Source organism: Sporosarcina sp. Y1009 (assembly GCF_057669865.1).
The window spans coordinates 152689-173220 of sequence record NZ_JBYHFO010000002.1 but is presented as its reverse complement, the minus strand read 5'-3'; the positions used below and the strand labels follow the sequence as shown (position 1 = coordinate 173220).

Sequence of the window (20532 nt, the reverse complement as noted above, 5' to 3'; positions counted from 1 at the left end):
TCAGTGAATATTATCAAGGTAATGGACGATGCACTATCTAATAAGATTGCCGCAGGGGAGGTAGTCGAACGCCCCGCATCCATTGTTAAAGAACTCGTCGAAAACTCAATTGATGCAGGAAGTACTGTGATTGAAGTTGCTTTAGAAGATGCTGGTTTATCTAAAATTCGAGTAACGGATAATGGGAAAGGTATGTCGAAACAGGATGCTATTCAAGCGTTTGAGCGACATGCCACAAGTAAGATTGATAATGAACATGACTTATTTCGAATTCGGACACTTGGGTTTAGAGGGGAAGCACTCGCAAGTATTGCATCGGTCTCTAAAATTGAATTATGGACATCAGATGGGAATAGTACAGGAACCGAAGTTTTTATCGATGGGGGAAAATTAGTCAAACACGACAATGCTGCATTTCGAAAAGGTACGGACATTACAGTTTCACAATTATTTTTTAATACACCCGCACGTCTTAAATACATGAAAACGATACAGACGGAACTGGGCCACACGATTGGACTCGTCAATCGACTAGCGCTCAGTCATCCACATATTGCTTTTAAATTAACGCATGAAAGTCAAACCCTTCTTAAAACAACAGGAAGCGGTGATCGACTTCGGGTATTAGCAGATATTTATGGAATGTCGGCTGCAAGAAAAATGGTCCCCTTTAAAGGGGAGAACGCAGATTATGCGGTAAGTGGCTATGTATCATTACCGGAAATGACCCGTGCTTCAAGAAATTACATGACCATCATTGTAAATGGCCGTTGGATTCAAAGCCATGCGATAAACCGAGCAGTGTTGGACGCATTTCATACATTCTTACCGATTGGAAGATTTCCAATCGCAGTCATGACAATCGAAGGCGACCCGATACTTACAGACGTGAACGTACATCCATCAAAACAGCAAATACGAATGAGCAAAGAAGGTGAACTACTGACGCTGATTAAAGAAGCGATTCATAATGCCATTCAGAAGAACGTGATTGTTCCTAGCATTACAAAAAAAGAAAAGGTTCAACAGAAGCCATCTGAACAAGTTCGGTTTTGGAGTAGTCCATCGAGCCGAAAAACAGATTCGCCTACTGAAGAGTTCACAGCCCCTGTACAACAATCTGATCATGCTCCGTCCCGTTTATATGAAAGAGAAGTAGAAGTCAGTCAGAAAGATGACTGGGCTGTCAATGAGCCCATTACGATACCTGAAGAGGCAGTGCCCGATAATCGGCCAGCATTTCCACAATTATTCCCAGTTGGCCAAGTACACGGTACGTATATCGTAGCGCAAAATGATGATGGATTCTTCATGATTGATCAGCATGCTGCCCAAGAACGTATTAAATATGAATTTTTTAGAGATAAATTAAATGAAACTGATCAACATGAAAGACAACTTCTTTTAGTTCCACTTACATTTCATTATTCATTGGATGAAAAATCTAGAATTGAAGAAGGAAAAACAATGCTTGAAGATGTAGGCATATACTTGGAAGAATTTGGGCAAACTTCTTATATTGTTCGTGAATTTCCAACATGGTTTCCACCAGGTGAAGAAATTAAAACGATTGAAGAAATCATTGAACAGGTTTTAGATTCAAAAAAAATTGATATCGGAAAGTTGCGTGAGGAAGCAGCAATTATGATGAGTTGTAAACGCTCGATTAAAGCAAATCATCATTTAACAACTTCAGATATGGAAAGATTATTACAAGATTTATCGAATGCGGAAAATCCATTTACCTGTCCCCACGGCAGACCCGTCCTCATTCATTTCACGACATATGAAATTGAAAAGATGTTTAAGCGTGTGATGTAAAGATTTGGTGATTACGCTATTCAAAGAACGGGTATGAAGAAATAAAGAGATCAAGATCGGGGGATTGTTAATGAAAGAATTAACATTTGTCATGTCTGATGGATTCAAGGTTTATGCGTTCCTAAAAGAACCAATAGGTAAACCAATTGGACATATTCATCTCCTACATGGGATGGCTGAACATATTGGCCGTTACGAATTGGTGATTGACTATTTTTGCGAGCAAGGTTATTTCGTTACTGGGCATGATCACCGGGGACACGGAGAAACCGCTTTGTTAAATGGTATGAAGGGTTATTTCGGTGAAAGTGATGGATTTAATCGTGTTGTTCAAGATGCACATGAAGTAATCACAAAGCTCAAAATGATCCATTCGACACTTCCTTTCACACTACTGGGACATAGCATGGGCTCCTTCATCGCGCGTCGTTATATTCAACTCTACGGGGGGCAAGTAGATCATGTCATCTTATCTGGGACCAGTGACGATTCTGGTGCTGCGCGATATGCGGGATTGGCATTCGCACAATTTTTAGGTCGTGGTAAAGGGTATACTGAAAGAAGTAAGCTGTTAGATTCACTTGTTTTTGGCGCTTTTAATGCTAAAATAGACAAACCTAAAACGAAATTTGATTGGTTATCCAAAAATGAACAACATGTTTCAAATTATTTGCATGATGATCACTGCGGATTTATACCAACAACACAATTCTTTATCGATTTATTTACAGGTCTTGGTTTGATCCATAAAAAGCATGAAGTGAATAAAATACCAAAAGAATTGCCTATCCTACTATTTTCTGGGGTAGACGATCCGGTTGGGAATTACGGTAAAGCAGTGTGGAAGGTTGCACGGCAATACCACGATGCAGATATAAAAAAGGTGACAGTACTATTATTTGAAGAAGGGCGGCACGAGCTTTTAAACGATGCATCTCAGGTCGGGGTCTTAGAAGCAGTGCTGGATTGGATACAAAAAAATGACTAGAAATTTTGATGTACTGGCAATCGTCGGTCCAACGGCATCTGGGAAAACTGCATTAAGTGTTGAACTCGCAAAGATGTTAAATGCGGAAATCATTAATGGTGACTCGATGCAGGTATACAAGGGACTCGACATTGGAACAGCGAAAATCACAAAGGTAGAAATGGATGGGATACCCCATCACTTATTCGATTTGTTAGAAGCAGATGAAACATTTTCTGTCGCACAATATCAAACCGTCGTACGACAAAAAATTGCTGAAATTCATAGTCGTGGAAAGCTGCCAATTATTGTGGGTGGTACAGGCCTTTATGTACAATCGGTGTTATATGATTTTCGTTTTACCGAAGAAGCATCAAGCATAACAGTTCGAAATCGATTAGAGAATGAGCTTGAACAATATGGTGCTGATGTTTTATACGAGAGGCTTGAAAAACTAGATCCAATAGATGCAAAGAAAATCCATCCAAATAATCATCGCAGAATTATTCGTGCACTAGAGATTATTGAAGTAACAGGGAAAACAAAGGGCGATCACGAGCAAAATGTTGGCGCGAACGCGCTTTATCATCATCTGATTATCGGATTAGATATGCCACGTGAATTACTATATGAACGAATTGATAGACGTGTTGATATTATGATGGTGCAAGGTTTTTTACGAGAAGCTCAAAATTTATGGGATACAGGCATTCGTAATATGCAGTCCGTGCAAGCAATCGGATATAAGGAATTACATCAATATATTAAAGGCGAAATTCCTATGGAGAGTGCAATTCAATTAATAAAGAAAAACTCTCGAAACTATGCGAAGCGGCAGATGACCTATTTTAGAAATAAATTAACTGTCCAGTGGATTGATGCAACAAAGGATACAGACGAACAAGTTAAAAATGTTTTCAATTATTTAGAGGGTTTAGCCAAAGTAAATAGAATATAATTAGTGTGGAAAAGTTAAGAAAACACAGGAGGGGCAATATTATGAAACAAGGAAAAATGCAAGACGTCTTTTTAAATTCATTACGTAAGAATAATACTTCGGTAACGGTTTTTTTAATGAATGGTTTCCAATTGAAAGGACTTATAAAGTCGTATGATAATTACACAGTCCTACTTGAAACTGATGGGAAGCAGCAACTCATTTATAAACATGCAATTTCGACATATGTACCTGCAAAAATGGTAACGATGGATTTAGAGGATTGACAAAAACGGGACAGGCGGAATTCGCCTCGTTCCGTTTTTTCGTTTATTGTGGTTTTAACAACGCCAACAGTATGAATTATAAGAACATTGACCCCGCGTCGTAAACTGATAAAATTAGATTATCATTGTTATAGAAGAAAGAGGCATAAATCGTATGTTGAAAAATCTTGAAACAAACTTAGACAATCAAACAGATCAGATAGAAGAAAAACTAACACCTTATTTTAAGCAAGTTGAACAAGTAGCCTTTGCCAATCAAAAAAAAGTTCTTGAAGCATTCAAGAAGAATCGTGTCAGTGATTTTCATCTAACGGGTTCAACAGGTTATGGTTATGATGACGAAGGACGTGATGTGTTAGAAAGTGTCTATGCAGATACTTTTCGAGCGGAAAGTTGTGTCGTTCGAAATCAAATCATTTCTGGAACACACGCCATTTCAATCAGCTTATTTGGCGTACTCCGTCCAGGTGATGAGTTGTTATACATAACGGGAAAACCATATGATACTCTTGATTCCATCGTGACTGGAAATGGAAAAGACACCGGCTCTCTCCATGACTTTGGAATTACTTATAAACATATTGACTTAAAAGAAGATGGACAGGTAGATTTTGATGAAGTCAAAAAAAATATTCATGAGAAAACAAAAGTGATTGGCATTCAGCGGTCTAAAGGATATTCAGATCGACCATCATTTATGATCGAAGAGATTGGTGAAATGGTACGGAATGTGAAAAAGATTAATCCTAACTTAATTGTCTTTGTAGATAACTGTTACGGTGAATTTGTGGAAGAGAAGGAACCTACTGAAGTAGGCGTTGATTTAATGGCTGGTTCCCTTATTAAGAATCCAGGTGGGGGTCTTGCAAGAACAGGCGGTTATATTGCAGGACGTTCAGAACTCGTAGAACAATGCGCTTATAGAATGACCTCGCCAGGTCTAGGAGCTGAAGCAGGTGCATCACTCGATACACTACGTGAAATGTACCAAGGTTTTTTCCTTGCACCCCATGTTGTGAGCCAAGCGGTAAAAGGTGCATTGTTTACGGCAGCTCTTTTAGATAGCTATGGACTTGTGACAACACCGCATTATTCAGCAAGGAGAACTGACCTTATTCAATCGGTGTCATTTCGAAATGCTGAACAAATGATAGAATTCTGTAAAACGATTCAAGAAAACTCTCCGATCAATGCTCATTATGCCCCGGAACCTTCGTATATGCCAGGTTACACGGATGACGTGATTATGGCTGCGGGAACATTCATACAAGGCTCCAGCATTGAATTAACGGCCGATGGTCCTATTAGACCACCTTATACAGCTTTCATTCAAGGCGGATTGACGTACGAACATGTAAAGGCGGCAGTCTTATCCTCAATAGACAAATTGATTACACAGAATTTAATAGACATTGAATAATTAATAATCATTAAAAATCGTTGAAACGGGCCCAATTAGCAGGGTAGCCGGTTCAACGATTTTTTTAATTCAAAAAAGTTCTTACTGGATATTGCGGTAAACACCAACAACTTTACCGAGTACTGAAACGTTATCGACAATAATTGGATCCATTGAGGAATTTTCCGGTTGTAGTCTAAAATAATTTTTCTCTTTAAAGAAACGTTTAACGGTTGCCTCATCATCTTCAGTCATAGCGACAATAATTTCACCATTTTGTGCTGTATTTGTCTGTTTAACAACCACATAGTCTCCATTTAGTATTCCAGCTTCTATCATACTTTCACCGACAATTTCCAACATGAAAATATTATCATCAGCCGTACCAAATGTTTCAGGTAAAGGAAAATACTCTTCAATATTCTCTATTGCTGTAATGGGTAACCCTGCAGTGACTTTCCCAACAAGTGGAACATTAAGAACACCTGGTTTTATAGCTTCAAGGCCTTCCGGATCCAACACTTCTATCGCACGAGGTTTCGTTGGGTCTCTTCGAATATACCCTTTACTTTCTAATCTAGCTAAATGACCATGAACTGTTGAGCTAGATGCTAGTCCCACAGCCGTTCCAATTTCACGAACGGAAGGCGGATATCCCTTTTTTTCCACTTCTGATTTAATAAAATCCATTATGGATTGTTGTCTTTTGGAAATCTTCGTCATCTCAATCACCCCTATTAATTATAGTTTTCGTTTCGATGCAATAATGATACTCGAACACGAATTCCTGTTGAATTTATTATAACAGCCGTTCTTATAAAATACAAACGTTAGTTCGTTAAAAGTAATTGACAAATAGAATTATATATTTTATGATAAGAACAAGCATTCCGAACAAACATTCGATGGAGGGATAATCATGCAAATTATAAAAAATAATAGTTATATACTTCTAGTCGTTTCAGTCTGTATTCTGTTTACCATTATTGGAACAATTAAAATAGGTAGCGATGTTGAATTTGATAAAGTAGTTGTTGTTGAAGGTGATACACTTTGGGATTATTCATTAAAATACGGACAGGGAAATAGGCCTAATGATAAATGGATTAAAGATGTTATAAGTTTGAACAATTTATCAACAACAACAATAAGGGTTGGCGACGAGTTGAAATTGCCGAAGATGACAGTAGTAATCAATCAAAATGAAATTGCGACAATTGCTGGTGACGGTAAATGACAAAAAGAAAGAGACGTTGCGTAATTTACTGCAGGGTAAGTACTGAGAAAGAAGTGCAGGAAATGTCTCTGTCGCGACAAGAAGAAGAACTTGAGCAATTAGCAAAAGATCTGAACTTAGAAATGTGCGCAACTTTTAAGGATCGGCATAGTGGTTTTGATATTGATCGTGAAGGTTTGCTTCAATTATTGGATTATATACGAGATGAAAATATTGATATTGTTCTCATTCAAGATGAAACAAGACTTGGGCGTGGAAATGCTCGAATGGCTATTTTACATTTGCTCGCAAAAACTGAAACAGAAATTTTTTCGCATAATGACGGCGGACCTATTTCATTAAACGAGATGGATACAATGATGCTTGAAATACTGGCTATCGTTGAAGAATACCAACGTAAGGTACATAATGCGAAAATCAGACGTGGAATGAGACGCGCAGTCCGTGAAGGTTATCGTCCAGAAAGCAATTTAAAAAATAGAGGAAATGCAGAAGGTCGCGAACGAATTGAAGTGCCTGTTAGTGAAATTATTTCCCTGCGTGATAAAGGACTAACATTTGAAGAAATTACGGATGTTTTAAAAGGTTTAGGGCATAATATTAGTAAGGCAACAGTACATCGACGATTTCAAGAATATAAAATAGAGCAGGAAGGCTAAATGATTGCGCTTCTTGCTTTTTTTGTATACCTTTTACTTAGTGAAAAGTTAATGATGTGGAGGAATAATAATGTTGTCACAAGAAAAAATAGAGCGAATTAATGAGCTCTCAAAAAAATCAAAAACAGCAGGTCTTTCTATTGAAGAAGCAAAAGAACAAACGAAGTTGCGTCAAGAGTATTTAGCTTCATTTCGCTCATCGATGAGAGAAACGATAGAAAATGTAAAAGTGATTGATCCTGAAGGAACGGACGTCACGCCAGAAAAAGTCAAGCAAGCCCGTAAAGGTAGTAATTTGAGTAATTAAAGGCTCCTAAAAATACTCCGAATAAATTGTAATTATCACTTGAATTGTCTAAACTATAAGATGGTACTAAGTGACAATAGATTTACATAAGAAGGGAAGATCATTATTTATGACTCAAAATATTGACCAACTAGCGATTAATACAATTCGTACTTTATCAATTGATGCAATCGAAAAAGCAAATTCAGGGCATCCAGGATTACCAATGGGCGCTGCGCCAATGGCGTATACACTTTGGACAAAACATATGCATCATAATCCAGCGAGTCCAAATTGGTTTAACCGTGACCGTTTTGTACTTTCGGCAGGTCACGGATCAATGCTTCTATATAGCTTATTACATCTTGCAGGCTATGGTCTTCCAATGGAAGAACTTAAAAACTTTAGACAATGGGGTTCTTTAACACCAGGCCACCCAGAATATGGTCATACAGTTGGTGTTGAAGCGACGACTGGACCACTTGGTCAAGGAATCGGTATGGCAGTTGGAATGGCAATGGCAGAGAAACACCTTGCCGCTACATACAATAAGCCAGGTTTTGACGTAGTGGATCATCATACGTATGCACTATGTGGTGATGGTGATTTAATGGAAGGTGTTGCGGGTGAAGCAATTTCATTGGCAGGCCACTTACAATTAAATAAATTGATTGTTCTTTATGATAGTAATGATATTTCACTTGATGGTGAACTAGATATGTCGTTTTCAGAAAATATTCAAAAACGTTTCGAATCATATGGTTGGAATTATATCCGTGTTGAAGACGGCAATAATGTTGGTCTTCTTTCTACAGCCATTGAAGATGCGAAACAAAATGTCGGTGGACCAACAATGATTGAGATTAAAACAGTTATTGGTTACGGTTCTCCTAATAAGTCAGGAAAATCAGCTGCACACGGTGCACCACTTGGTGAAGATGAGATGAAACTGACAAAGGACTATTACAAATGGACTTTTGAAGAGGATTTCCATGTTCCAGAAGGTGTCTATGAAGCTTTCCAAGAAGGTACAGAAAAACTTGGCGTTCAAAAAGAACAAGAATGGAACGAACTATTCAAAAAATACGAAGCAGAGCATGCTGATCTTGCACAACAATTACTAGATGCAATAGATGGAAAATTACCTGAAGGATTTGTAGATTCACTTCCAACATATACTGAAGGTACATCTTTAGCTACACGTGCGGCATCTGGTGATGCTATTAATGCGATTGCTCCGATTCTCCCATCACTATTCGGAGGAAGTGCAGATCTTGCAGGTTCAAACAACACATCGATTAAAGAATCAGGAGACTTCTTACCATCTGACTATTCAGGTCGTAATATTTGGTTCGGCGTCCGTGAGTTTGCAATGGGAACTGCATTAAATGGTATGGCCTTACATGGTGGTTTACATGTGTTTGGTGGAACATTCTTCGTCTTTAGTGACTATGTTCGCCCAGCAGTTCGTCTATCCGCGCTTATGAATATTCCTGTAACTTATGTATTCACACATGACAGTGTTGCGGTAGGTGAAGATGGTCCAACGCATGAGCCAGTTGAACAATTGGCATCACTTCGCGCTATGCCTGGCCTTTCTATTATTCGCCCGGCTGATGCAAACGAAACCGCTGCGGCATGGAATATGGCTGTTTCATCAAGAAATAATCCGACAGTTCTTGTCCTATCACGCCAAAACTTACCTGTTCTTGCTAAAACAGCAGAATTAGCGTTTGATGGTGTTTCAAAAGGTGCTTACGTAGTATCACCAGCATCAAAAGAAAAAGCAGAAGCAATCTTGCTTGCCTCTGGATCTGAAGTAAGTCTTGCTGTTGCAGCACAAGAAAAATTGAAATCAGAAGGTATTGATGTAAGTGTTGTTTCTATGCCTTCATGGGATCTATTTGAAAAACAAGACGATGAATACAAACAAAGCGTGCTTCCAAAAGATGTGAAGAAGCGTCTAGGTATTGAAATGGGTGCATCACTCGGCTGGCATAAATATGTTGGTGACGAAGGAGATATCCTTGCAATTGATACTTTTGGAGCAAGTGCACCTGGGAATGTAGTCCTTGAGAAATACGGATTCACAGAAGATAATGTGGTTTCAAAAGTGAAAAATTTATTAAAATAATATATTACTGATAACATTAGCTGTTTCATTCGCATCCTAATTGATGCGAGTGAAACAGCTTTTTTTTTCTAAAAAAAATGGCGATACATGTTTGTGGAAATTGAATTCTGAGACAGTTTATGATATGATTACTGAAAATACAGGAAATTGAAATACTAATTTGTCAGAAGTTATTTTCGACAAAACTAGTCATGAACTATTTCACATTATGACAGTCTTTTCATACCTAAACAGATACACTTCTAAATAAGAGGAGGTGGGTGTCGTGCGCTTGTACGGAATATATAAAGTGAAAAAGGAATACGAACCATTTGTCATTGGACGAGAGCAATTATTATATGAATTACTGAAAGAAAATGGCGAGCATAGTAATGACTTAAAAGAAATACACTACCTATGCGATATTATAGAACCCGAAGTAATTGACGAAGCCATCCTTTCAAACTTGAGTAAAGTATTTGAAACAATTGAACGTGAGAACGGAGAATATAAATTGACTCATCCCGTAAAGGGATCTATTTTGATTTCGCTTTCTGCTTATTCCCTTTCCGTTTTTTGTGACGGATCGAGGATGTTGGACTTAGATTTGTTTGTCGCATTGTCTGAAGTAGATAGTCGTTTCTTTGCTGTTATGGATAATAATGGCGAGTGGGGATGGTTGAAACCTATCAAGTTTTCAGACAGCGAAAGAAAAAGAGCTGCGATTTTTCATTGAAAAGGTAGTATCTCAGGTGATAATATTGTATAATCCTTCATGGAACCGTTAACAAGCACAACTGAAGTGAAGGAGGTATAGCGGATGTTTTGGTGGATAGTGGGAATCGTCGTCGCGCTATTAGCTGGTGTGGCCCTCGGATTTTTCATTGCACGTCGATATATGATGAAATACTTAGAAGAGAACCCGCCGATTAATGAAGAAATGCTACGAATGATGATGATGCAAATGGGTCAAAAACCTTCACAAAAGCGTATTAATCAGATGATGAGTCAGATGAATAAGGTTAGTGAGAAGGAAAAAGATAAGAAAAAAGACAAGAAAAAGAAGAAGTAAAAGTAGTAACAAAAAACACCCGCTGATCATGAGCGGGTGTTTTCTGTTGAAAGAAATCCAAATCGTTGAAAAAACTCATTAACCGTTTGTTCATAAGCGATTGGATTATCGTTAAATGATTTTGCATGGCTCCCACGATCAAAAAACTTCAGCATTTTATTACCCGGTTTTGCATCATGAAGTTCCTTCGTCATATAGGGTAATATAAATTCATCCTCATTACTATGGATAAATAACATAGGCTTATGAATATTTTCAATGACTTCTCGAGGAGATACAAGATTCAATGTATAACCATCACGTATTTTTAAAAAAAGATTTGCGATTCTTAGTAACATCGTACTACGAAGTGGTGTTTCCATACGGAGGACGTGAAGGACTTGCTCCGTAAAATCTGAAAATGGGCAATCTACGATGTGAAAATCTGCTGCATCTTCAAAAGTTCCAGCGTAAAGAATTGTTGTCGCGGCACCCATTGATTCTCCATGAATCCCGAGAATAGCATCCTCACCGATTAATTCACGTACATGGTGTACAATGGCCTGCAAATCTAATTTTTCGTAATAACCGAAACTCGTAGTTTTACCACCGGATTCACCGTGGCGGCGATGATCATATATGACAGAATTAAAACCAAGACGTTCAAATAGACGAGCGTATTTAATCGAATTCGTTTTGTTTTCGGTTACACCATGACAAATTATGACAGTATTCATCGTATCTAGCGGTTTAAAGAAAATTGCATTTAATAAATAATTATTTGGAGATTCAATCCATAATTCTTTTTTACGAACTGTTTCAAACCATTTCTCATCAAAACGTTTCGCCAGAATTTCACGTTCCATGATTACATTAGGATCCTTCATTTTTAAATACATCAGTCGGTTCGTCGCAATAAAACCAAGTATAGCAATAATAGCGGCAAATATACTCGAAAAAACGCCAGCTATATATATAATGCGACGTTTCACAACAACCACCCCTTACTTACATCTGTCCATTCTTGAACAAACGATACATGCCTGTATCAATTGGGTTAGATACATGAGGTTCAATCAGCGAAATAGCCTCACAAACCTTCTTCAAATCGATTCCTGTTTCAATACCGAGCCTGTCTAGCATATTCACAACATCTTCCGTTGCTACATTGCCAGTTGCGCCTGGAGCAAAAGGACAACCTCCTAAACCGCCTGCTGACGTGTCAAAACGATCAATGCCTGCCTGTAGTGCAGCATAAATATTTGCAAGCGCCATTTTACGTGTATCATGAAAATGTGCAGTGATTAATGTAGTAGGAAAAGCTTCTTTTAAAGTTTTAAATAACGCATAGCTTTCTTTTGGATTGGCCATACCAATCGTGTCCGCCACAGAAAGTTCATCAGCACCCATTTCAACAAATCTGTTGCATAAATTGACGACATCTTTCACATCTATTTTGCCTTCATAAGGACAATAGAATGCGGTAGATATACAAGCTCGAATAAAAACGCCTTCTGTTTTCAATTTTTCCAAGATGGGTACTAACGCATCCATACTTTCTTCTGTAGAACGATTAATATTCTTTTGATTGAAAGTATTACTAACCCCTACAAATACTGCAATACTCTTCGCGCCAGCATCTAATGCCATTTCTGATCCTTTTCCATTTGGTGCTAACACAAACTGCCTTCCAGAAACTGGTGTCTTCATTAAAATTTCACGCGCATCAGCCATTTGTGGTACCCATTTTGGAGACACAAAAGACGTTAATTCCATCTCACTAATATGTGCTCCTTGAAGTGCTTTTATAAACGTCAATTTATCCGCTGTTTCGACATGGTTTTGTTCGTTTTGTAATCCATCTCGTGGACCGACCTCGATTATTGTTGCATTGTTTGGTAAAATATACATACCATCCCTCCTGATTCTTATTATAATAAAGGGATGTAGTGACAAGCAAATTAAGTAGGATAACAATATTAAGGGGGAAGTTAGAAATGGGAAATGAAGTAGTCATCGTTAGTGCGGTTAGAACAGCAATTGGCTCGTTTTTAGGGTCATTAAAAGATGTTTCCGCAACTGATCTAGGGGCAATCGTTATAAAGGATGCATTAGAACGTGCAGGTGTTGCACCTGAGCTTGTGGATGAAGTCATTATGGGGAATGTCTTACAAGCAGGACTTGGACAAAATACAGCAAGACAAGCTGCGATTAAAGCAGGTCTACCCGAATCGGTTTCAGCTATGGCGATAAACAAAGTATGTGGCTCTGGTTTAAAAGCAGTCCACTTAGCGCGTCAAGCCATCGTATCAGGAGATGCTGATGTTATTGTGGCCGGTGGAATGGAAAATATGAGCCAAGCGCCATTTTTATTAAAAAATGCTCGTGAAGGTTATAAAATGGGCGATCAAAAAGTTGTTGATAGTATGATTTCAGATGGCTTATGGTGTGCTTTTAATGACTATCATATGGGTGTGACAGCAGAAAATTTATGTGATCATTATTCCATTACACGTGAAGAACAAGATGAGTTTTCAGCATATTCACAGAAAAAAGCTGCAACCGCAATTGAGGCAGGAAAATTTAAAGATGAAATTGTCGCAGTTGAAGTTCCCAACCGTAAAGGTGACCCAATCATTTTCGATACAGATGAGTATGTTCGAGGTGGGTCAACAGCGGAAAAATTGGGGAAATTACGTCCAGCATTTAAACGGGATGGTAGTGTGACGGCTGGAAACGCCTCAGGTATTAATGACGGTGCGGCTGCATTTGTCATCATGTCAAAAAGAAAAGCAGATGAACTGGGCTTAACACCACTGGCCACAATTGTCGCAAATGCAGGAGCTGGCGTTGATCCATCAGTAATGGGAATCGGACCAGTTCAAGCCGTTAAGAATGTATTATCACGTGCAAATATGGAATTAGATGAGATTGATTTAATCGAAGCGAATGAAGCTTTCGCAGCGCAGTCCATTGCAGTAGATAAAGAACTTGGATTCGATCATGAGAAATTGAATGTAAATGGTGGTGCAATTGCACTTGGGCATCCAATCGGTGCAAGTGGTGCAAGAATACTTGTAACATTGCTACATGAGATGCAACGACGTGATGCGAAAACTGGACTCGCCACACTTTGTATTGGCGGCGGACAAGGTGTAGCCACTATTGTAAAACGGCCATAAGTAGAAAGAGGGGATTCATATATGTCTGCAAAAAGGAGAAAAGGAAATCAACAAGGCAAAAAGATAGAAGATATTCCATCTACGCTGTCTGATTCCCTTGACGATGACGTCCTCGCAAAATTGAAATCAGTGAAAAATAAACTTTCAATTACGGAACGTGAAAATGAAGATAAGCGTCAAGAAAAACTTCGTCTTGAAAGAAAAGAACGCGAGAAAAATAAAAGTTTTGAAGAACTGTTAAACGACTACGGAGACATTGGAAAAAAATATTGATTCATCTTTAAGCGCTCAATTCATTGAGCGCTTTTTAATTTCCATTCATGAAAAAAGTCATTTAGGGGAATCTAAATTACATAGTCAAAAGGAGGTTTTTTTGTTTGAATGTTTACACACGCATAATGTTTTTCTCATTCACAATTTTCCTCTTTTCATCAATCTACGTACAAGCTGAAAAGGAAGAGGGAAAAACGAGGGAACAGGAACTCGATGAAAGAAAGGCGTATTATGTTAAATATAGCGACTTTAATATTCCTTGGTATTACCTAGCAGCAATTGACCAATTTGAACGAAATATACAAGCTGTCCGTTCAGATATACCCAAAAGTGAAGGTCCGATGTCAATCTATTTTCCAAATGAATTTTGGAGCGGTATATTGAATCCGTTTCAAGAAGATCACTCGGAAATTTCAATTGCATTTTTCAATGGATTTGGACGTGACGGTAATCAAGATGGTATTGTGGACTCGAATGATCCAGATGACAAATTGCAAACGATGGCTACATATATTAGTTCTTATGGCGCCACAGAAAAAAACTTTAAACAAGCCCTGTTGGATTATTATGAAAGAAAAGAAACGGTAGACCAAATTATGACGATTTCTAAACTATACAGTCATTTTGAAACGCTAAATTTAGACCAACGTGCATTTCCATTACCAGTATCCGCCAACTATAGTTATCGAAGTACTTGGGGAGTTAGTCGAGGATGGGGTGGACGGCGAATACATGAAGGAACAGACCTATTTGCGAACTACGGTGTGCCGGTTCTATCGACTTCATATGGAATCGTCGAAGTCATGGGGTGGAATGATTATGGAGGTTGGCGAGTGGGAATCCGCGATATGTACAATACCTACCATTACTATGCACATCTTTCAGGTTTTGATGAAAAAATTAAAGAAGGTGTCTTCGTAGAACCGGGCACTGTACTTGGTTATGTTGGAAGTTCTGGATATGGAAAAGAAGGTACATCTGGAAGATTCGCACCGCATCTTCATTACGGAATGTACAAGTATAACGGACGAACTGAATGGGCGTTTGACCCTTTCCCTTATTTACGACTATGGGAAAAAGATGATCAAACAAAAGGCCAATAATAGTCCTCAAATATGGTAGTTACCTACCATGTTTGAGGGCTATTTTTCTATGCAATATGAATTTTACATGATTCGACAAAATATTCAATATAATAAATTAAATACAAAAAATCAGATTGACAATTGCGATAGTTACGAATACAATGTAGTCAATTGTCGCAATTATGTAGTGAAATATATCTTGATTGATTATTTACAAAAGTAAAATAGTTATCGAATGGAGTGTTCATATGGGGATGCAGCCACTACTAGAAGTTGAGCAATTGAAGACATACTTTTATTTGAACCAAAATCAAATTGCAAAAGCTGTTGACGGTATTTCATTTTCAGTTTACCCAGGGGAGACCGTTGCGATTGTGGGAGAATCGGGCAGTGGAAAAAGTATTACCGCCTTATCGATTATGCAACTCATAAATAAGCCAGGGAAAATTGTTGAAGGATCTATTACGATGAATGATCAAGAATTATTGAATCTTAAACCCAAACAAATGACATCAATTCGTGGAAATGACATTGGAATGATCTTCCAAGAGCCGATGACTGCACTAAATCCAGTATTTACAATTGGAAATCAAATTACCGAGATAATCCGGAAGCATAAAAAAGCAAAAAAACGTGAGGCGGAAATTCAAGCCATTAGTTTATTGAAAGTGGTGGGCATTCCAAGACCCGAAGAAATAATGAAAGAATATCCACATCAATTATCAGGGGGGATGCGACAACGGGTCATGATTGCAATGGCTATTTCTTGTAACCCACAATTACTAATTGCGGACGAACCTACAACGGCATTAGATGTTACGATACAAGCGCAAATTCTCGATTTAATGGTCGAAATGCAAGAGAAATTTCGAATGGCACTTTTACTCATTACACATGATTTAGGTGTTGTCTATGAATATACGGACCGAGTCATGGTTATGTACGGTGGGCAAATTGTAGAACAAGCCCCTACGAAAGAACTGTTAAAGCTGACAAGACATCCGTACACTCAAGGTTTGTTGGCGAGTTTACCTAAAATGGATGAAGATGTGGAGCGGCTTGGAACGATTAAAGGGACTGTTCCACCTTCCTATAACTTTCCAAAAGGGTGTCGTTTTGCAACCCGCTGTCCATTTGTTATGGATAAGTGTCGAGAATCGAACCCAGAATTAAAAGAACTAGATCCGGGCCATTTTGTCCGTTGTTATCTCTATGAGGATGGAGGAAATGCAAATGACGATGCTTGAACGAAATTTGGAAAGTTCTAATCTAGAAAATCGGTCAAATAAAGATATTCTTCTAGAAGTTCAAAACTTGAAAAAGTATTTCCCCATAAAAGGTGGTATTTTGAAACGAACTGTCGGCCATGTAAAAGCGGTGGACGGCGTTTCTTTCTCGATCGTTAAAGGAGAGACTTTAGGGATAGTTGGAGAATCTGGATCTGGAAAATCAACATTAGGGCGAGTCATCTTACGACTGATGGATCCAACAGAAGGAAATGTCATTTTTGATAATGTTGATATTTCACAACTTAGTCAACGGAAAATTCGTCCGCAGAGAAAAGACATGCAAATTGTATTTCAAGACCCTTTTGCATCATTGAACTCAAAAATGAGTGTTGGACAGCTGATTGAAGAGCCGTTAATTGTGCAAGGAAAGCTATCAAAAAAGGAGCGGATGACACAAGTTTCGGAGATTATTCAAAAAGTAGGATTGAGAAAAGGCGATTTGCAAAAATACCCACATGAATTTTCAGGTGGGCAGAGGCAACGAATCAGTATTGCTCGAGCGCTAGTTGTAAATCCAAAGTTTGTCATATGTGATGAGCCTGTATCTGCATTAGATGTATCGATTCAAGCACAAGTATTAAATCTAATGAAAGACTTACAGGAAGAATTAGGGTTAACCTATTTATTCATCGCGCATGATTTGAGTGTCGTCAAGCATATTAGTGATAGAGTAGCCGTTATGTATTTAGGTAGATTTGTAGAGCTTGCGTCGAAAAAAGCACTCTACAGCAATGCACTTCATCCCTATACACGAGCACTATTATCTTCAATACCTGTCATTGATATAGATAAAGATCCTGCAACAAAAGTTGAAAAGATTAAGTTAGAAGGCGATTTGCCAAGTCCAGCAAATCCACCGTCAGGATGTACGTTTAGGACGAGGTGTCCATATGCATTTGAGCGGTGTACAACAGAAGTTCCTGAACTAGTAGAGATGGAAGAAGATCATTTTGTTTCATGTCATTTATATACAGAAGATTAAATGTGATTACCTTTAAGGGGGTGATGTGGACTGTGTAAATCAAGGATATTAATGCATTTTGAATAAAAAATGATGAGGGGGTACTAATTTGTTGAAACGTAATAGGAGTAGTCTATTTTTACTAATTTTAGTATTGATGTTCGGTATAGTGCTTGCGGCTTGTAATTCAGATGGAGACGGAGATACAGAAAAACCAGAAGATGCAAACACGGAAGACACGAACACTGAAGATGAAGCCGAAGACGAAGAAGCTACTGATGATGGTCCAAAAGAAGGCGGCACAGTAACAGGTGCGATGCACACGGCACCAGCAGGTATGTTCAACCCGATTTTTTATCAAGAAGCTTATGAAGCAAACATTCTAGATTTCACACATGAAGGTCTAACATCACAGAACGAAAACTTAGAATTTATCCCTGCACTCGCAAAATCATGGGATCCAAACGAAGACCAAACTGAAATTACATTTACACTAGAAGAAGGCGTGAAATGGCATGATGGGACAGAGTTTACTGCACACGATGTAGTGTACACTTATCAGGCGATTTCTGACCCTGACTATGTTTCAGCAGGTGGAGTGCGCACAAACTATGTTGAACCACTATTAGGTTATGAAGACTATGTTTCAGGAGAATCAGATGAGTTTCTGGGAGTTGTCGCAGATAGCGATTACCAAGTTACATTTAAATTTTCAGAGCCAAACGTAATGCCACTCTATTACACTGGTTTCCCGATTATTCCTAAACATATTTTTGAAAACATTCCTGTAGCTGATATTCCAGCAGCAGAAGAATCTACTCAAGCTGGAAAGGTGATTGGAACAGGACCATTTATGTTTGCAGATATGATTGAGCGTGAGCAATATACACTCGAGCGTCACGATGAGTATTGGCAAGATAAGCCTCTTCTAGACGAAATCGTTTGGAAAGTTGTTCAACAATCTGTCATGACAGGCTTACTTGAAAAAGGAGAAATTGACTTTATCGCAGCACCTGGGGGCATTAACCCAGCTGACTACGATATGGTGAGTGAATATGAAAATGTTGAAATTATTGAACAAGCAGATTTTGGTTACCAACTATTAGGATTCAAGATGAATCACCGTACAGCTGAAGATGTTGCAGCTGGTGCAATTGAACCGGATAATTGGGTTCCAAACGAAAAAATTGCTGATCCGAAAATAAGGCAAGCGATTGCATGGGCAATTGACCGCGATGGTCTTGTAGGTGAAGGACATGGTCAAGGGCTATTACATGGTCGCGGCCAACCTATTAACTCCCCAATCGCAGTTCAATTCTGGGCTTATGATGAAAATGCTGGAACGAACTACACATACGATCCTGATAAAGCAGAAGAAATGTTAGACGAACTTGGTTACGTCGATGCAGACGGTGATGGGTACCGTGATGATCCAGATGGAAATGAATGGGTACTAAATATGGAATACCCAACTGGAAACGAGATTCGTGAAAGATCAGCACCACTCGTTGTTGATTATCTTGATAAAGTTGGCATTAAAGTCGACTTACGTCAGCCAAAAGATATGTCAGTTTATGTTGACGGACTTACAAATGACAATTCCGACTGGGATCTATACTTGATTGGATGGAGTTTAGGAAGCGCGGATCCGGATCCATTAGGTCTATGGGGCATTAAAGACGCTTACAACTTCTCGCGTTGGAATAATCCGAAATCAGATGAGTTACTATACAATGCGATTAAAGCGCCAGATGCATTCGATCAAGGTTTCAGAACAGATGTTTATCAAGAATGGCAGAAGCTCTTCTCTGAAGATTTGCCGGCATTCTTGCTCTATGCACAAAATAGTATTTGGGCATACAATGATCGGATTGAAAACATTCAAATCCTGCCGCAAACGATGTACAGAGATTCCCATACTTGGTGGGTAAATGATCAATAATAATAACTAGAAGGAACAAAATGAGCGTATGTGATTCACTGCATACGCTTCTCCTTCAAGGGAGGCGCGAAGTATGTACCAATATATTATTAGAAGAATATTAGTATTTATCCCTATGTTATTAGCATTGTCTATCATCGTATTTGGCTTGGCAAAAGCAGCGCCAGGTGATCCATTTACTGGAAAGATTTTAGATCCGAACATTAACCCAGAAGTGTACGAGCAGCAACGTGAGGCATTGGGGTTAAATAAACCGGTTCCTATTCAATACCTGAATTGGGCAAAAGAAGTTGTACGCGGAAACTTTGGTGAATCCATAACTTTTAATGGCCGTTCCGTTCAAAGTTTGATACAAGAAAGAATTATGAACACGGTGTACTTAGGTGTCGTTGCACTTGGTATCACTTTAGTCGTTGCCATTCCAATTGGTATATACTCTGCTCGAAAACCATATTCACTATTAGATTATGGAGCAACCACATTTGGCTTTGCAGGACTTGCGATTCCAAACTTTTTCTTTGGACTTGTCGTCATTTATGTATTTTCAATCAAAATGGGCTGGTTTCCGGCACAGGGAACTTTATCTTCCAATAAGCTTACTGGATTTGGAGAATTTAAGGATCGTATTCATCATATGATTCTGCCAGGCCTAACATTAGGACTAGCCAGTACGGCTTCTTATATGCGGTATATGCGTTCGGAAGTTCTTGATGTACTGGGCAGCGATTATATTCGAACTGCAAAAGCGAAAGGCATGAGTGATCGTAACGTCCTTTATAAACATACGTTGCGAAATGCAATGATTCCCATCATAACGCTCATGGGATTTGAGTTTGGAGCTATTTTAAGTGGCGCAATTATTACAGAACAAGTTTTTAACTTTCCCGGGCTAGGGACGTTATTTATAAACGCTATTACAAACCGTGATTATCCAGTTGTTATGGCAATCGCATTATTATTAGGGGTTGCGATATTGGTTGGGAACTTAATCGCAGATATTTTTTATAGTATAGTAGATCCGAGAATTCGTTATGATTGAGGTG

Annotated in this window: 21 protein-coding genes; 18 read left to right on the top strand and 3 right to left on the bottom strand. The window is 38.6% G+C overall.

The features are described from left to right. Positions 1-3 precede the first annotated feature (3 nt). From mutL to AC25Y1_RS03535, 5 genes are all read left to right on the top strand, one after another. Positions 4-1821: a DNA mismatch repair endonuclease MutL gene (gene mutL / locus AC25Y1_RS03555; RefSeq protein ID WP_488146567.1), complete on the top strand. Its 1818-nt coding sequence runs from the start codon at positions 4-6 to the stop codon at positions 1819-1821. A 70-nt stretch (positions 1822-1891) separates the two neighbouring features. Continuing rightward, positions 1892-2809 (top strand): alpha/beta fold hydrolase, encoded by a 918-nt coding sequence (locus tag AC25Y1_RS03550; protein WP_488146566.1) that lies wholly within the window; start codon positions 1892-1894, stop codon positions 2807-2809. Then, the gene (gene miaA, locus AC25Y1_RS03545) at positions 2802-3746 is read left to right on the top strand and encodes a tRNA (adenosine(37)-N6)-dimethylallyltransferase MiaA (RefSeq protein WP_488146565.1); all 945 of its coding nucleotides are present in this window, start codon (positions 2802-2804) and stop codon (positions 3744-3746) included. The genes AC25Y1_RS03550 and miaA overlap by 8 nt, the downstream gene beginning before the upstream one ends. Before the next feature lie 41 nt (positions 3747-3787). Next, the gene (gene hfq, locus AC25Y1_RS03540) at positions 3788-4012 is read left to right on the top strand and encodes an RNA chaperone Hfq (RefSeq protein WP_488146564.1); all 225 of its coding nucleotides are present in this window, start codon (positions 3788-3790) and stop codon (positions 4010-4012) included. A 154-nt stretch (positions 4013-4166) separates the two neighbouring features. Next, entirely contained in the window at positions 4167-5432 is a 1266-nt protein-coding gene (locus AC25Y1_RS03535; protein WP_488146563.1) for a methionine gamma-lyase family protein, read from the top strand. Between the two features lie 81 nt (positions 5433-5513). On the opposite strand, the gene lexA is transcribed toward AC25Y1_RS03535, so the two are convergent. Continuing rightward, positions 5514-6134 carry a transcriptional repressor LexA gene (gene lexA / locus AC25Y1_RS03530; protein WP_488146562.1) on the bottom strand — a complete coding sequence of 207 codons (621 nt, stop codon included), beginning with the start codon at positions 6132-6134 and terminating at the stop codon, positions 5514-5516. 196 nt (positions 6135-6330) lie between these two features. Between lexA and yneA the strand changes: the two genes are divergently transcribed. The 6 genes from yneA to AC25Y1_RS03500 all read left to right on the top strand — a co-directional run bounded on the left by yneA (position 6331) and on the right by AC25Y1_RS03500 (position 10778). Next, positions 6331-6648: a cell division suppressor protein YneA gene (gene yneA, locus AC25Y1_RS03525; RefSeq protein WP_488146561.1), complete on the top strand. Its 318-nt coding sequence runs from the start codon at positions 6331-6333 to the stop codon at positions 6646-6648. Further along, positions 6645-7307, top strand: a complete 663-nt coding sequence (locus AC25Y1_RS03520) for a YneB family resolvase-like protein (RefSeq protein WP_488146560.1) — start codon at positions 6645-6647, stop codon at positions 7305-7307. The genes yneA and AC25Y1_RS03520 overlap by 4 nt, the downstream gene beginning before the upstream one ends. Positions 7308-7377: 70 nt before the next feature. Continuing rightward, complete coding sequence (locus AC25Y1_RS03515; RefSeq protein WP_488146559.1) at positions 7378-7614, top strand: DUF896 domain-containing protein; 237 nt, start codon at positions 7378-7380, stop codon at positions 7612-7614. 109 nt (positions 7615-7723) lie between these two features. After that, the gene (gene tkt, locus AC25Y1_RS03510) at positions 7724-9727 is read left to right on the top strand and encodes a transketolase (RefSeq protein WP_488146558.1); all 2004 of its coding nucleotides are present in this window, start codon (positions 7724-7726) and stop codon (positions 9725-9727) included. A gap of 265 nt (positions 9728-9992) precedes the next feature. Then, positions 9993-10442: a sporulation inhibitor of replication protein SirA gene (sirA, locus tag AC25Y1_RS03505; RefSeq protein ID WP_488146557.1), complete on the top strand. Its 450-nt coding sequence runs from the start codon at positions 9993-9995 to the stop codon at positions 10440-10442. Positions 10443-10526: 84 nt separating this feature from the next. After that, positions 10527-10778, top strand: coding sequence for a YneF family protein (locus AC25Y1_RS03500; RefSeq protein WP_488146556.1), 252 nt, complete (start codon positions 10527-10529; stop codon positions 10776-10778). Between the two features lie 26 nt (positions 10779-10804). On the opposite strand, the gene AC25Y1_RS03495 is transcribed toward AC25Y1_RS03500, so the two are convergent. Next, positions 10805-11749: an alpha/beta hydrolase gene (locus AC25Y1_RS03495; RefSeq protein WP_488146555.1), complete on the bottom strand. Its 945-nt coding sequence runs from the start codon at positions 11747-11749 to the stop codon at positions 10805-10807. 16 nt (positions 11750-11765) lie between these two features. Continuing rightward, the gene (locus AC25Y1_RS03490) at positions 11766-12668 is read right to left on the bottom strand and encodes a hydroxymethylglutaryl-CoA lyase (RefSeq protein ID WP_488146554.1); all 903 of its coding nucleotides are present in this window, start codon (positions 12666-12668) and stop codon (positions 11766-11768) included. A gap of 86 nt (positions 12669-12754) precedes the next feature. On the opposite strand from AC25Y1_RS03490, the gene AC25Y1_RS03485 reads away from it, so the two are divergent. The 7 genes from AC25Y1_RS03485 (at position 12755) to AC25Y1_RS03455 (ending at position 20528) form a co-directional block, all read left to right on the top strand. Next, on the top strand, positions 12755-13939 hold the full coding sequence (locus AC25Y1_RS03485; protein ID WP_488146553.1) for an acetyl-CoA C-acetyltransferase: 1185 nt from the start codon (positions 12755-12757) through the stop codon (positions 13937-13939). 21 nt (positions 13940-13960) lie between these two features. Then, a complete protein-coding gene (locus AC25Y1_RS03480; RefSeq protein ID WP_488146552.1) occupies positions 13961-14212 on the top strand; it encodes a YqkE family protein in 252 nt (83 codons plus the stop codon). A 125-nt stretch (positions 14213-14337) separates the two neighbouring features. Next, a complete protein-coding gene (locus AC25Y1_RS03475; protein ID WP_488146807.1) occupies positions 14338-15315 on the top strand; it encodes a M23 family metallopeptidase in 978 nt (325 codons plus the stop codon). A gap of 230 nt (positions 15316-15545) precedes the next feature. Continuing rightward, a complete protein-coding gene (locus AC25Y1_RS03470) occupies positions 15546-16544 on the top strand; it encodes an ABC transporter ATP-binding protein (RefSeq protein ID WP_488146551.1) in 999 nt (332 codons plus the stop codon). Continuing rightward, entirely contained in the window at positions 16531-17568 is a 1038-nt protein-coding gene (locus tag AC25Y1_RS03465) for an ABC transporter ATP-binding protein (protein ID WP_488146550.1), read from the top strand. Before AC25Y1_RS03470 ends, AC25Y1_RS03465 begins: the two co-directional genes overlap by 14 nt. An 88-nt stretch (positions 17569-17656) precedes the next feature. Further along, a complete protein-coding gene (locus AC25Y1_RS03460; protein WP_488146549.1) occupies positions 17657-19489 on the top strand; it encodes an ABC transporter substrate-binding protein in 1833 nt (610 codons plus the stop codon). 73 nt (positions 19490-19562) lie between these two features. Continuing rightward, the gene (locus AC25Y1_RS03455) at positions 19563-20528 is read left to right on the top strand and encodes an ABC transporter permease (protein WP_488146548.1); all 966 of its coding nucleotides are present in this window, start codon (positions 19563-19565) and stop codon (positions 20526-20528) included. Positions 20529-20532: the final 4 nt, after the last annotated feature.

Excerpts from the sequence above, each read along its gene's own strand:
- AC25Y1_RS03490 (WP_488146554.1), bottom strand. The coding sequence starts at position 12,668 with ATGTATATTTTACCAAACAATGCAACAATAATCGAGGTCGGTCCACGA.
- AC25Y1_RS03520 (WP_488146560.1), top strand. The coding sequence starts at position 6,645 with ATGACAAAAAGAAAGAGACGTTGCGTAATTTACTGCAGGGTAAGTACT.
- AC25Y1_RS03515 (WP_488146559.1), top strand. The coding sequence starts at position 7,378 with ATGTTGTCACAAGAAAAAATAGAGCGAATTAATGAGCTCTCAAAAAAA.
- AC25Y1_RS03500 (WP_488146556.1), top strand. The coding sequence starts at position 10,527 with ATGTTTTGGTGGATAGTGGGAATCGTCGTCGCGCTATTAGCTGGTGTG.
- AC25Y1_RS03485 (WP_488146553.1), top strand. The coding sequence starts at position 12,755 with ATGGGAAATGAAGTAGTCATCGTTAGTGCGGTTAGAACAGCAATTGGC.
- AC25Y1_RS03535 (WP_488146563.1), top strand. The coding sequence starts at position 4,167 with ATGTTGAAAAATCTTGAAACAAACTTAGACAATCAAACAGATCAGATA.
- yneA (WP_488146561.1), top strand. The coding sequence starts at position 6,331 with ATGCAAATTATAAAAAATAATAGTTATATACTTCTAGTCGTTTCAGTC.
- hfq (WP_488146564.1), top strand. The coding sequence starts at position 3,788 with ATGAAACAAGGAAAAATGCAAGACGTCTTTTTAAATTCATTACGTAAG.
- AC25Y1_RS03550 (WP_488146566.1), top strand. The coding sequence starts at position 1,892 with ATGAAAGAATTAACATTTGTCATGTCTGATGGATTCAAGGTTTATGCG.
- AC25Y1_RS03480 (WP_488146552.1), top strand. The coding sequence starts at position 13,961 with ATGTCTGCAAAAAGGAGAAAAGGAAATCAACAAGGCAAAAAGATAGAA.
- lexA (WP_488146562.1), bottom strand. The coding sequence starts at position 6,134 with ATGACGAAGATTTCCAAAAGACAACAATCCATAATGGATTTTATTAAA.
- AC25Y1_RS03470 (WP_488146551.1), top strand. The coding sequence starts at position 15,546 with ATGGGGATGCAGCCACTACTAGAAGTTGAGCAATTGAAGACATACTTT.
- miaA (WP_488146565.1), top strand. The coding sequence starts at position 2,802 with ATGACTAGAAATTTTGATGTACTGGCAATCGTCGGTCCAACGGCATCT.
- tkt (WP_488146558.1), top strand. The coding sequence starts at position 7,724 with ATGACTCAAAATATTGACCAACTAGCGATTAATACAATTCGTACTTTA.
- AC25Y1_RS03455 (WP_488146548.1), top strand. The coding sequence starts at position 19,563 with ATGTACCAATATATTATTAGAAGAATATTAGTATTTATCCCTATGTTA.
- AC25Y1_RS03475 (WP_488146807.1), top strand. The coding sequence starts at position 14,338 with ATGTTTTTCTCATTCACAATTTTCCTCTTTTCATCAATCTACGTACAA.
- AC25Y1_RS03465 (WP_488146550.1), top strand. The coding sequence starts at position 16,531 with ATGACGATGCTTGAACGAAATTTGGAAAGTTCTAATCTAGAAAATCGG.